The following is a 12841-nucleotide window of genomic DNA, read 5'->3' on the forward strand; positions in this document are numbered from 1 at the left end:
CTGCGGCGTCGATCGCCGCCGGAGCGGGCCCCAACGACGAGGGGCGCCGCATCGCTGCGGCGCCCCCGGTCTCCTTCGCTGCCCTCTCGGATCAGCGCAGGTGGCAGGAAACCATGTGTCCCGGCGAGACCATCTTGGGCACCGGCCGATCGACCTTGCAGCGTTCCACCGCATAGGGGCAGCGGGTGTGGAAGTGGCAGCCCGACGGCGGATTGACGGGACTCGGCACGTCGCCCTGGACGATCAGCTTCTTGCGCTTGCGCCGCGGATCCGGCACCGGCACGGCGGAAAGCAGCGCCTCGGTGTAGGGGTGCTGCGGATTCTTGAAGAGTTCGCGCGTCTCGGCGTACTCGACGATCTTGCCGAGATACATCACCGCGACGCGGTGGCTGATGTGCTCCACCACCGCGAGATCGTGCGCGATGAACAGGTAGGACAGCCCGAGCTCGTTCTGCAGGTCCATCAGCAGGTTGATGACCTGCGCCTGGATCGAGACGTCGAGCGCCGACACCGGCTCGTCGCCGATGATCAGCTTCGGGTTGAGCGCGAGCGCGCGGGCAATGCCGATTCGCTGACGCTGGCCGCCGGAGAATTCGTGCGGGTAGTTCCGCATCTGGCTCGAGCGCAGGCCGACTCGATCGAAGAGCTTGGCGACCATCGCCTCGCGTTCCTTCGATCCGGCGATGCCGTGCACCAGAAGCGGTTCGCCGACGATATCGCCCACCGACATGCGCGGGTTCAGCGAGGAATAGGGATCCTGGAAGATGATCTGCATCTCCCGCCGGTACGGCCGCAGTTCGCGCTTGCCGAGGTGGCTGATGTCGTGACCTTCGACCTTGATCTGGCCGGCGGTGGGTTCGACGAGCCGCATCAGCGCGCGCCCGACCGTCGACTTGCCGCAGCCCGATTCGCCCACGAGCCCCAGCGTCTCGCTGGGGCCGATCGAGAAGTCGACGCCGTCCACCGCGTAGACGTAGCCGGCGGTACGCCTGAGAACGCCCTTCTTGATCGGATAGTGCTTCTTGAGGCCGGTGACCTCGAGAACGGGGGGCGCCGCCCCCTTTGCGACCCCGACCGGGTCGGTTTCGGCCAACATGGCCACCATGGGTCTCTCCTAGATCTTGTCCGAGTTCCAGCAGGCAGCCCAGTGGCCCGGCTGCTTCTCGACGTAGGGCGGATACTCGGCCACGCAGCGCTCGTCGGCGAACTTGCAGCGCGGTGCGAAGGTGCAGCCGGGCGGCAGGTCGACGAGCGCCGGAACGATGCCGGGGATCTCCTCCAGCCGCTCGCCCTTGCTGCCCAGGTCCGTCAGGGTGTTGAGGCGCGGGACCGAGCCGAGCAGACCCTTGGTGTAGGGATGCTGCGGGTTCTCGAACAGGTCGAGAACATCCGCCTCTTCCACCTTGCGGCCGGCATACATGACGATCACGCGCTGCGCCGTCTCGGCGACGACGCCCAGGTCGTGCGTGATCAGCACCACCGCCGTGCCAGTCTTCTGCTGCAGCTCCAGGATCAGGTCGAGGATCTGCGCCTGGATGGTCACGTCGAGCGCCGTGGTCGGTTCGTCGGCGATCAGCACTTTGGGGTTGCACGACAGGGCCATCGCGATCATCGCACGCTGGCGCATGCCGCCCGAAAGCTGGTGCGGATACTCCTTCGCCCGCTGCTCCGGCTCCGGGATCTTGACGAAGCGCAGCATCTCCACCGCCTTCGCCATCGCCTGGCTCTTCGACATGTCCTGATGCAGGATCAGAGCCTCGCCGATCTGCTCCCCGATCGTGAGCACGGGGTTCAGAGACGTCATCGGCTCCTGGAAGATCATGGAGATGTCGTTGCCGCGGACGTCGCGCATCTCGTCTTCGCTGAGCTTCATCAGGTCGCGGTCGAGCAGCTGCACCGACCCGCCGACGATCCGGCCCGGCGGGGACGGGATCAGGCGCATGACCGACAGCGCGGTGATGCTCTTGCCGCAGCCCGACTCGCCGACGATGGCGAGGGTCTCGCCGGCCCTGACGTGGAACGAAAGATTGTCCACCGCCTTGACGATGCCGCGGCGCGTGTAGAACCAAGTCTGCAGCCCGTCGACCTGCAGGATTTTCGCCGCGTCGGCATGGGGCTCGATCGCGGGCGTTTCATGCGGCGAAACGGCGCTCGCGGATACCTCCATGTACATACCTCCCTTGTACTCTGCTGCCCGAGGGCCGGCGTCTGTGCCTGTTTTTCGTATCCGCCTCTTGCAGGGCGGTCAGCTGCGCTGGCGCGGATCCAGGATGTCGCGGACGGCGTCGCCGAGCAGGTTCGTGCCGAACACCGCGAGGCTGATCGCGAGGCCCGGGAAGATCACCAGCCAGGGTGCGGTGCGCACATATTCGGCTGCCGATTCCGACAGCATCCGACCCCAGGACGGATGCGGCTCCGGGATGCCGAGCCCGAGGAAGGACAACGAGGCCTCCGTCAGGATCGCCGAGCCGAGCTGCGCCGTGGCGAGCACGATGACCGGGGCAACGGTGTTGGGCAGGATGTGGCGCACGGCGACGCGCAGGTCGCTCATCCCCTGCGCCTTCGCCGCCTCGACGAACGGCATCTCGCGCAAGGCGAGCGTGTTGGCGCGTATGACGCGGGCGACGTGCGGTATGACCGGTATCGATATGGCGATGATCGTGTTTTCGAGGGACGGGCCGAGCGAAGCCGCCATCACCAGCGCCATCACCAGCAGCGGCAATGCCTGCATGATGTCGATGATGCGCTGGGTCACGAGATCGAACCAGCCGAGGAGGAAGCCGGACATCAGGCCGATCGCCACGCCGAAGAAGCAGCCGATCAGGGTCGAGCCCACGCCGACGGCGAGCGAGATGCGCGCCCCGTGGATGATCCGGCTCAGCATGTCGCGGCCCATGAAGTCGGCGCCGAGCAGATGCTCCTCCGTAGGAGGGGACAGCGACGACCGCGCATTGGTCGACGTCGGATCGTACATGGAGATGCTGTTAGCGAAGATGGCTGCCAGCACGAAGATGATGACCACGACCAGGCCGAACGCGCCCAGCGGGTATCGCCGCATGAGGTAGAGCGCGGAACTGCTCCATCCGGTCCTATTGGCGCCGGCGCGCTTCAGCTCCGCTTGATGGTCAATAGCCTGCACGGCAGGTCCTCCACAAAATCGACGTCCGCCCGTTAGATCGATGCGCGCTCAATCCGAGTATTTGATTCGCGGGTCGAGGGCGACGTAGAGCAGATCGACGATGAAGTTCACCACGACGGTCACCAGCGCGATCAGCATCACCAAGTTCTGCACGATCGGATAGTCGCGCCACTGGATGGCCTCGACCAGGAAGCGGGCGACGCCGGGGATGTTGAAGACGGTCTCGGTGACGATCAGGCCGCCGATCAGGAAGGCGGCCTCGATGCCGATGATGGTGACGACCGGCAGCACGGCGTTCCGCAGCGCGTGGTGGTAGTTGACCGACTTGTCGGAAGCCCCCTTTGATCGCGCCGTGCGGATGTAGTCCTGGCGCAGCACCTCGAGCATCGAAGACCGCGTCAGACGCATGATCAGCGCCGAACTGCGGAAGCCGACCGCCGCCGCCGGTATGGCGTACATCACGAGTTCGTCCCAGAAGGGCTGCGGCTCCCGGGTGTAGATCGGGATGGTGCCGAAGAACTGGACGAAGAACATCAGGATCAGCAGCGCCAGCCAGAAGGACGGCAACGACAGGCCGCTCAGACTCACGACCCGCAGGAAATAGTCCATCTTCGTGTCCTGGCGCACGGCGCTGATGACGCCCAGCGGCACGCCCAGGATGATCGAGAAGGCCAGCGCCAGCCCGGCCAGCTTCGCCGTGATCGGAATGCGCGGCAGGATCTCGTCCAGGGTCGAGCGCTCGGACACGTAGGAAAAGCCGAGATCGCCCTGCATCATGCCGCCGATCCAGCTGAGATACTGGAAGACGATCGGCTTATCGAGGCCGAGATCGGCCTCGATCTGCGCCTTGGCCGCGGGGTCGATGAAGCCGGCAGAGTCGAACAGGATGTCCGCGATGTTGCCCGGCACGAGCCGCAGCATCACGAAGATGATCACGGACATTCCGAACAGCGTCACCGCCATCAGGAAGAAGCGCCTGATCAGGTAAGGTATCACCGTACTGCTCCTGGGCGGACGTCCCCATCGTTCGTGGGGACGCCGCGAAGTCGGTTACCAGGGCGGTGCGGGACGGCGTGTCGCAGGACCGTCCCCACCGAATGCGCCGGGCGGGAATGCCCGCCCGGACGTTTCGACCTACTTTCGGTCGGCCAGCCAGACGTTGTCGTACCGGAAGCCGTTGTAGGAGCTGTTGGCCGAGGTCGTCAGGTTCTTCACCCAGGGCTGAAAGCAGGTCGCAGAACGGGCGTGATAGATGACCGGGCGCGCCGCATCTTCCTGCAGCTGCTTGTCGATCTCCCACACCAGCTTCTTGCGCTTCTCGATGTCGGTTTCCATCGACTGCTCGTCGAACTTCTTCTCGAGCTCCGGATTGCAGTACTGCGTGTAGTTACGCTCCGAGTCGCACTTGAAGTTCTCGTAGAAGGCGACATCGGGATCGTCGACGCCGATGCCGGTCAGGTTCATGCCGACCGTGTAGTCCTTCCGCGCGACCTTGGCGTGCCAGAGGCTCGTCTCGACCACCTCCAGCTCGGCATCCATGTAGATGTCCTTCAGCTGGTCGATCAGAATGACGGCCGGGTCGCGGTAGATCGCAATGTTGCGCGTCGAGACCTTGATCGGCAGCCGCTTGTCCGGACCATAGCCCAGCTCTTCCATCAGCTTGCGTGCCTCGGCACGGTTCTTCTCGACGTTTTTGCCGTAGCCGGCGACGGTCTCGAGGACCTCCGGAGGCATGCCCCACACGCCTTCCGGCGGCGGCAGCATCATGCCGCCCTGGTCGTCGTTGCCTTCGCTGATGATGTCGATGAAAGCCTGCCGGTCGAGCGCCAGCATCATGGCGCGCCGCATCTTCGGGTCGTTGAAGGGCGGCTTCTCGGCATTGACGATCAGGTTGCGGTTGACGTTGGTCGGCCGCACCTCGCAGATCGCGTCCGGCGCCTGCGACTTCACGTCCTTAAGCATCGGAATGGTGATGTCGGTCGTGTACGTCATGTCGAAGTCGCCGGCGACGAACGCCAGCATGCGGGTCGACCGGTTCTTGATGATCGTGAACTCGATCCCGTCGAGATAGGGCCTGCCCTTCTGCCAGTAGTCCGGGTTCTTCGTGAGCTTGATGTACTCGTTCTGCTTGAACTCGACGAACTTGAACGGCCCGGTACCGATCGGCTTGGTCCGCATCTCCGCCGGGGTCACATGGCACGGATAGACCGGCGTGTAGCCCGATGCGAGGAGCGCGATGAACGACGGCTGGCGCCGCTTCAGGTTGAACGTGACCTCATGGTCGCCGTTCGTCGTGACCTCGTCGAGATTGTGATACCAGACCTTGCGCGGGTTCTTGCGCAGCTTGGCGTCGCCCTTGCCCTGGACGAGATCGAAGGTGCACTTCACGTCCTTCGCGGTGAACGGCTTGCCGTCGTGCCACTTCACGCCTTCGCGGAGCTTGAACTTCAGCTTCTTTCCGTCGTCTTCCCAGGTCCAGCTCTCGCCGAGGTCAGGAACGATAGTGTCGAGGCTGCCGATGGGCTTCAACTGGTCGAAGATGACCAAGTTGTTCATCACGCTCATCATCGGCATGACGGTCGAGTTCGTCGCCTCCTCGTGGATAGAAAGCGACGGCGGCGAATCACGATGATAGATCTTGAAAATACCGCCGGACTTCTGCGCCAGTGCCGGCTGCACGATGCTCATGGCGCCCAGAACCGGGACCACCAGGGCAAGCGTCTTCGCTCCACGTCTCATAGGCCGTTTTACCTCCCGTCGACCGGAATCAGGAGGCACAACCACCAGCGTGAAGCTGGCGACGGCTATGCTCCCTGTTCGTCTTTTGATCGGGCCGCATGGGCGGCCCAACTGATTGGCGGCAATGCTGCCCGGCTACGGTCGTCCGGTCAATGTAGAAACGTATGTCTGTCCAGACATGACGGCGGGCAGCCACGCCGGCTCGCCGCTGCGGTCACACCGTCAGGACGATCTTGCCGAGGTGCGCGTTGGCCTTCATGCGGGCGAGCGCATCCGCTGCCTCGTCGAGCGCGAAGGTGCGGTCGATCGGCAGCGCCAGCGCCCCGCTCTCCACCGCGTCCCACAGGTCGGCCCGCATCCGGCGCACGATCTCGCGGATCTCCTCGGCCGAGCGGGTCCGGAAGGTCACGCCGATATAGTCGATGCGGCGCAGGGCGTGCAGGTCGAAGTCGAACTCGCCCTTGAAGCCGCCGAGCCGGCCGACGTTGACGATGCGCCCGAGGATCGCGGCCGCCTGCATGTTCTGGTTGGCGACATAGCCCGAGATCTGGTCGACGATCAGTTCGACGCCCTTACCGTCCGTCGCCGCGAGCACCGCATCGACCCAGCCGGGATCGCGGGAATCGAGGGCGAGGTCCGCGCCGAATTCGGACAGGCGCGCCCGCCGCTCGGCATTGGTCGAGGTGCCGATCACCAGCCGTGCGCCCATGTGCCTGGCGATCTTCATGCCGAGCAGGCCGACGCCGGAACTGGCGCCCTGGATCAGCACGGCGTCGCCCTTCTGCATGCGGCCGTTGGTGACGATGGCGTCGTGCATGGTCTGCAGCGCGACCGGCAGCGTCGCCGCCTGCTCCCAGCTCATGTTGTTCGCCGGCACCGGCGAGGCGCGCCCATAGTCGGTCACGGCATACTCGGCCCAACCGCCGCTGCCCGAGCACATCACCCGGTCGCCGACCTTCACGCCCGTCGCCTCGGCACCGCAGGCCACCACCTCGCCGGCCCATTCCAGGCCGATCACTGTCCCGGCGCCGCCGATGCGGCCGTGCGCATGGCCGCTCGCCACCAGCAGGTCGGCCCGGTTCAGGCCGCAGGCGCGGACCTTGACCAGCACTTCGTTCGGCTTCGGCTCCGGCGTCGGCACGTCGCGGACGCGCACGCCCTCTTCCGTCAGTACGGCTGCTTTCATGTGGTCGTCTCCCTGATGGACAGCGCCGCGCCTAACGGCCGAACACGTCGCGGAGCAGTTCCGTGGTTCGTGCGGCGGGATTGGTACGGATCGCGGCTTCCTGCTCGGCGATGTAGTGGAAGATGCCGTCGAGAGCCTTGCCGACGACGAAATCGGTGAAATCGAAGCCGGCGGCGCCCCCGCCCGTACCGCCGCCGAGAATGCCCCCGAGGCTGCCGCCGAGACCGCCCCCGAGACCGCCGGTCGCGCTGTTGCCCAGACTCTGCACCGCAGCATTGTAGGTCTGCACGGCGCCGACGTCGGCCAGCGCGCTGTCGACGATCGGCCGGAAGGCCTCGGTCAGCGGCTGCGTGGTCGTGCGCTTGAAATAGCGCGTCGCGGAATCCTTCGGTCCCGTTACGATGCCCCTGGCGTCGGTGACGGTCATCGCCGCGACGGCGTCGCCGAAGATGTCGGCTGCCCGGGGAGCCGCCGCCTCGGCCGCCCGGTTCATGCGCAGTTCCAGGTCGTCGAGCGTCTGCGACATGCCCATCGCCGCCATGGCCTTGCGCGCCGTTTCCAGGAAGCCCGGCAGCGGGATGCGGATCTTCGGGTCGCCATAGTAGCCGTCGGTGCGCCCGACCTGGGACACGGTTCGCGATGTCGCGACGCGCAGCGCCTCGCGCAGGCCGGAGTCGGCGCGGCTCTCGGACAGGCCCGCAGCGATCGAGCCGCCGCCCCCCGACGACGGGCTGCCCAGGAGGCTGCGGCCCTTCTCGAGCAGATTGCCCTGCGCCGCGGCGGGCACGGACCAGCCGAGCAGAAACACGACCGGCACGATCATCGCTGCACGCATGAGCCACTCCCGGGATGAGGTTTTACGGGCGCGAGCCTCGCACCGCCGTACCGCGAGGGCAAGGCGGCGGCGCATCCGTACCGCCCCTTCCCTCGCCGGTCTCGGCTCTACCCCTGCATGCCGAGCCGCTCGGTCACGCCGTAGCCGTCGGCCAAACCCTTGAGCTCGGCCCAGGTCTTGTCCTCGATGTCGAGTCCCTCGCTACCGCGCTGGGTCGCGCGATTGTGCTCGACCTCGCCCGGATAGAGCACCTGCTTGGTGTCGGCGTCGGTCGGCGTGGCCTTCAGATACTCGGCGAACTCCGTCACCTCGCGCTTGAAGGTCGCGAGCGGCCGGAACGCCTCGACGTTGAAGACCGCCATGAAGCAGCCGTCATTGTGCTTGCCCGTCGGTTCGACGCCGAAGCCCAGGCCGGGAAGGATGCCCGACAGGATCTCGACGATCGCCGACAGGCCGTAGCCCTTGTAGCCCTCGCTGCCGCCGAGCGGCAGCAGCACGCCGCCCTGCCCCAGAGCCCGCGGATCGGTCGTCTGCCTGCCGTCCTTGTCGAGCAGCCAGCCGGCCGGGATCGGCGTGCCGCGCGCCGCCGCAACCTTCAGCTTGCCGGCCGCAGCGGCCGAGGTCGCCATGTCGATGAACAGCGGCCCCTCCAGCTCCGACGGCACGGCGACGGAGATGGGATTGGTGCCGAGGCGCGGCTCGCGTCCGCCGAAGGGCGCCACCTGCTTGGGCGCGCGGCCCGAATCTGCCGTCATGATGGCGATCATGCCGGCCTTGGCCGCCATCAGCGGATAGTCGGCGACGCGGCCGACATGACTCTGGCGGAAGACGGTGCAGGCGGCGACGTTGGATTTGCGCGCCTTCTCGATGGTCAGGTTCATCGCATGCTCGCTGACCACGTAGCCGAAGCCCCAGTTGCCGTCGATCACGGTGGTGGTCGGCGACTCCTGCACGATGTCGATCGGCGCGCCGGGCACGATGTGCCCCTTCTTCACCCGGTCGATATAGACGGGGATCTGGATGATGCCGTGCGAATCGTGCCCGGCGAGGTTGGCGCCGATGCAGTGGCGCGCCACGACCTCCGCCTCGTGGGCGCTGGCGCCGGCGCATTGCAGCAGCGTGTCGGCGATCACCGTCGCGCGGTCGGCCATTACGATGGGCATGTGTGTCGTCTCCCTGTGGGGTCGCGTCTGGCGTGCATGATCACGCGAGACGATAGAAGCGGGTGGCCGTGTCGTGGAAGAGGGCGGCCTTCTCCTCGGCCGATGCGCCTGCGGCGATACGCTTGAACGCGTTCCAGAGGTTGGCGTAGCCGCAGGATTCCTTGTCGACGGGGAAGTTGCTCTCGAACATCGCCCGCTCGGGGCCGAACGCTTCGATCGCCGTCTCGACGAACGGGCGCCAGGCTGCCGCCAGGTCCTCAGACGACGGCGCCCGGTCGCGCGTGTGGAAGTCGAAGCCGCAGATCTTCATGCCGAGGCCGCCGAGCTTCACGTGGACGTTCGGATGGGCGGCGACTCGCTCGATGCCCGCCTTCCAGTCGGCGAAGACGGCATCGCGCCGCCCGGCATAAGGTCCGGCGCCGAGCGGCCCGCCCACATGGTTCAGCACGATCGGCTGGTCCGGAAAGGCGGCCGCGAGGTCCGCGACCTCCTGCAACTGCGGATGGTACAGCCACGCCTCGAACGTCAGGCCGTGCGCCGCCAGCCTGCCGAACCCCTCGCGGAAGTTCGGATCGCTGTAGACGTCGCCCGGCGAGCCGGTGTGGTTGTCGTGGATCGCGTCCGATGCATCCCAGCTGGCCGAGTGGCGGATCCCGCGGAACCGACCGTTGCCGGCGGCGACGTGCGCCGCGAGGACCGCCTCCACGGCCGCGCCGAGCCGCAGGTCGGCATGGCCGACGATCCCGGCACAGGCGCGCGTGCCGCCATAGGCGCCGCTCGCCGACATCGCCGCCGCGCCGTTCACGAATTCCGTCTCGCCGATCGGGCGCATCGCCACCGGCCCGGCCGCCCGGTAGAAGGACCGGCACTCGATGAAGACGGTGCTCTCGATCCGATGGCCCTCGGCGCAGTCCGCGACGAGGTCGGGTAGCATGTAGCGGTGGCCGCCGCGCCGGTCCCAGAGGTGGTGGTGCGGGTCGCAGATCGGCAGGTCCGGCTCCAGCGCCGGCTCGCGCGTCTCCGCCAGCCAGGCCTCTCGGGTGCCGGCGAACGCCGTGCCGCCTTGGGTCGTCATGGTCGCTTCCTCGTCGCTTTTGTCGAAGCATAGGCCGCGACCGCGGCAGCGCGCGAGTGGCATCCGGCAACCGGTCCGGGAGGTCGGTCATGGAATCGCCAATATGCCCGGCCTCCATGACCTGCAACGCAAGGGTGGACGCAGCGGGCTTTGTCCCTAGGCTTAGCGCCCAATTGTTGTTCCCTCGCACGTCGTTCATCGCGGCGGAACCCGCACGTACAGGAGTCGTTTCCGGCCCATGCAGTCGACGGCCAGCACTCGGCCGGCGGTGGGATCCAGCAGGCCCTTCGTCGCCCCCCTCCTCGCCCTTTTCCTGTTCCTTCTGCCCCTCGCGGCGCTGGCCCAGGTGCCTCAGCAGGCACCTCAGCAAGCGCCGCCGGCGGCGCAGCTGGACCAGACCGTCGCCGAACTGGAGGCGCTCGTCGGCACCCTCACCGACGACGCCGCGCGCGAACAGCTCGTCGGCCAGCTGCGCACGCTGATCGAGGCGCGGAAGGCGACAGCCACCCCGCAGGAGGATGCCGGCAGCGGCGCGGAATTCCTGGCACAGCTCGCCGACGAGGTCGGGCGGATCGGCCAGCAGTTCGTCGGGGCCGCGGAGTTCGTCGTCGACCTGCCGCAGATATTCACCTGGGCGACCACGGGCGCCGGCGACCCCGCCACGCGCAAGGCGCTGTGGGATTTCGCGACGGCCCTGGTGGTCGTCCTGGCGGCCGCCATCGCCACCGAATGGATGGTCCGCCGCGTCCTGCTCCGGCCGCGGCGCGCGGTGGAGAGCCGCCACCACGATCGGCTCGTCGTCCGCCTGTCCTTCGTCGCCGTGCGGCTGATCCTGGACCTGCTTCCGGTGCTGGCGTTCGCCCTGGTGGCGCATGCCGCCATGGCCTTCCTCGATCCGCCCTGGCGCATCCGCCTAGCGGTGCTGGCGCTGGTGCAGGCGAACGTGATCGTGCGGCTGATCGGGGTCGCCGCCCGGTCGCTGCTCGCCCCGGAGTTCGCGTCGCTGCGCCTGCTCGGCGTCGGCGACCAGACAGCCCAGTACATCTACATCTGGGTCCGCCGCATCGCGGCCGTCGCGGTTTACGGCTACTTCTTCATCGAGGCGCTCTACGCCCTCGGCGCGCCGTACGACGTCTACACGGTGATGCTGAAGCTGCTCGGCTTCGTGGTCACCGTGCTGATGATCGTCCTCATCCTGCAGAACCGCGCGGCGGTGGCGGCGGCGATCCGCGGCACGGGGCAGAGCGGCGGCATGCGCACGCTGCGCGCGCGCTTCGGCGACGTGTGGCACGTCTTCGCGATCACCTATGTCGTCGTGGTCTTCGCCATCTGGGCCGTGCAACTCGAACAGGGCTTCTCCTTCCTGTTCCGGGCGACGCTGCTGACGGTCGGTGTTCTGCTTCTCTCCCGGCTGATCGCCGCCATCGTCCGGCAGCTGCTCGAACGCGGCTTCGCCATCAGCCCCGACGTCAAGACCCGCTACCCAGGCATCGAGGAGCGGGCGAATCGCTACGTGCCGGTCCTGCGCTGCATCCTGCTCGGCACGGTGTATGCCGTGACCGTGCTGGCGCTGCTGGAGGTCTGGGGCCTCGACGCCTTCGGCTGGGTCGCATCCGAGTCCGGCCGGCACGTCGTCGGCGGCGCGGCGAAGATCGTCATCGTCGTGTTCATCGCCCTGGTGGCCTGGGCACTGCTCAGCGCCGCCATCGAGCGCTACCTGAACAGCGCCGACATGGACGGCAACGTCATCCAGCGCAGCCAGCGGGTCCGCACCCTGCTGCCGCTGATGCAGAAGACCGCGTTCGTCGGCATCACGATCATCGCCGGGCTGATCGTCCTGTCGGAGATCGGCATCGACATTGGTCCGCTGCTCGCCGGTGCCGGCATCATCGGCCTCGCCGTCGGCTTCGGCGCGCAGACGCTGGTGAAGGACATCATCACCGGCATCTTCATCCTGGTGGAGAACCAGTTCTCGGTCGGCGACGTGGTCAATGTCGGCGGCAACGGCGGTCTGGTCGAGGCCATCTCGATCCGAACGATCCGGCTGCGCGGCTACGACGGGACCGTCTTCACCGTGCCGTTCAGCGAGGTCGGCTCGACCGCCAACCTGACCAAGGAATTCTCCTACTACGTCGCCGACGTCGGCGTCGCCTATCGGGAGGACACCGACCAGGTGGTCGCGGTGTTGCGCGCCATCCTGGACGAGATGATCGCCGACCCCGACTTCGGCTCGAAGATCCTGGCGCCGCTCGACGTCGCCGGGGTCGACAAGTTCGACGAGTCCGCCGTCATCGTGAAGGTCCGCATCAAGACGCTGCCCATCCAGCAGTGGGGCGTCGGGCGGGAGTTCAATCGCCGGATGAAGAAGAAGTTCGACGAGTTGGGTATCGAGATCCCCTTCCCGCACCGCACGATCTACTTCGGCGTGGACAAGAGCGGCGGTGCCCCGCCAGCGCGGATCCAGGTCGACGATCGCGCCCGCACGCTCGCGTCGGCGCAGACCGTGGCGCTTCCCGGAAAGGACGCCACGGGCTCCGGCGACGGCACGGAATCCGGTACCCGGGCGGGCACCGGCTCGGGCACCGCTACCGGTTCCGCCGCCCCGAACGCGAACGACGGTCCGGACACGGAGCCCGCGCGCTGACAGGCAGCGACAGCAGCGACAGCAGCGACTGGCCGGAATCGTCGTCTTCTTGACATTGCT

The 12841-nt window shown here is 67.1% G+C and carries 10 protein-coding genes; 1 reads left to right on the top strand and 9 read right to left on the bottom strand.

Features of this window, described 5'->3' with window-relative positions:
• Positions 1–91 precede the first annotated feature (91 nt).
• The 9 genes from ABIE65_RS02625 to ABIE65_RS02665 all read right to left on the bottom strand — a co-directional run bounded on the left by ABIE65_RS02625 (position 92) and on the right by ABIE65_RS02665 (position 10137).
• A complete protein-coding gene (locus ABIE65_RS02625; protein ID WP_354075321.1) occupies positions 92–1105 on the bottom strand; it encodes an ABC transporter ATP-binding protein in 1014 nt (337 codons plus the stop codon).
• A gap of 9 nt (positions 1106–1114) precedes the next feature.
• Positions 1115–2167: an ABC transporter ATP-binding protein gene (locus tag ABIE65_RS02630; protein ID WP_354075323.1), complete on the bottom strand. Its 1053-nt coding sequence runs from the start codon at positions 2165–2167 to the stop codon at positions 1115–1117.
• 78 nt (positions 2168–2245) lie between these two features.
• Positions 2246–3139, bottom strand: coding sequence for an ABC transporter permease (locus ABIE65_RS02635; protein WP_354075324.1), 894 nt, complete (start codon positions 3137–3139; stop codon positions 2246–2248).
• Positions 3140–3187: 48 nt separating this feature from the next.
• On the bottom strand, positions 3188–4135 hold the full coding sequence (locus tag ABIE65_RS02640; protein ID WP_354075325.1) for an ABC transporter permease: 948 nt from the start codon (positions 4133–4135) through the stop codon (positions 3188–3190).
• A 138-nt stretch (positions 4136–4273) separates the two neighbouring features.
• Positions 4274–5878, bottom strand: coding sequence for an ABC transporter substrate-binding protein (locus tag ABIE65_RS02645; protein WP_354075326.1), 1605 nt, complete (start codon positions 5876–5878; stop codon positions 4274–4276).
• 214 nt (positions 5879–6092) lie between these two features.
• Positions 6093–7064 carry a zinc-binding dehydrogenase gene (locus ABIE65_RS02650; RefSeq protein ID WP_354075327.1) on the bottom strand — a complete coding sequence of 324 codons (972 nt, stop codon included), beginning with the start codon at positions 7062–7064 and terminating at the stop codon, positions 6093–6095.
• A gap of 31 nt (positions 7065–7095) precedes the next feature.
• The gene (locus tag ABIE65_RS02655) at positions 7096–7899 is read right to left on the bottom strand and encodes a DUF4197 domain-containing protein (protein ID WP_354075328.1); all 804 of its coding nucleotides are present in this window, start codon (positions 7897–7899) and stop codon (positions 7096–7098) included.
• Positions 7900–8006: 107 nt separating this feature from the next.
• Positions 8007–9062 carry an Ldh family oxidoreductase gene (locus ABIE65_RS02660; protein ID WP_354075329.1) on the bottom strand — a complete coding sequence of 352 codons (1056 nt, stop codon included), beginning with the start codon at positions 9060–9062 and terminating at the stop codon, positions 8007–8009.
• Positions 9063–9102: 40 nt separating this feature from the next.
• Complete coding sequence (locus tag ABIE65_RS02665) at positions 9103–10137, bottom strand: amidohydrolase family protein (RefSeq protein ID WP_354075330.1); 1035 nt, start codon at positions 10135–10137, stop codon at positions 9103–9105.
• Positions 10138–10375: 238 nt separating this feature from the next.
• Between ABIE65_RS02665 and ABIE65_RS02670 the strand changes: the two genes are divergently transcribed.
• Complete coding sequence (locus ABIE65_RS02670) at positions 10376–12781, top strand: mechanosensitive ion channel domain-containing protein (protein ID WP_354075331.1); 2406 nt, start codon at positions 10376–10378, stop codon at positions 12779–12781.
• Positions 12782–12841 lie beyond the last annotated feature (60 nt).

This window comes from Constrictibacter sp. MBR-5, assembly GCF_040549485.1.
Taxonomy (GTDB): domain Bacteria; phylum Pseudomonadota; class Alphaproteobacteria; order JAJUGE01; family JAJUGE01; genus Constrictibacter.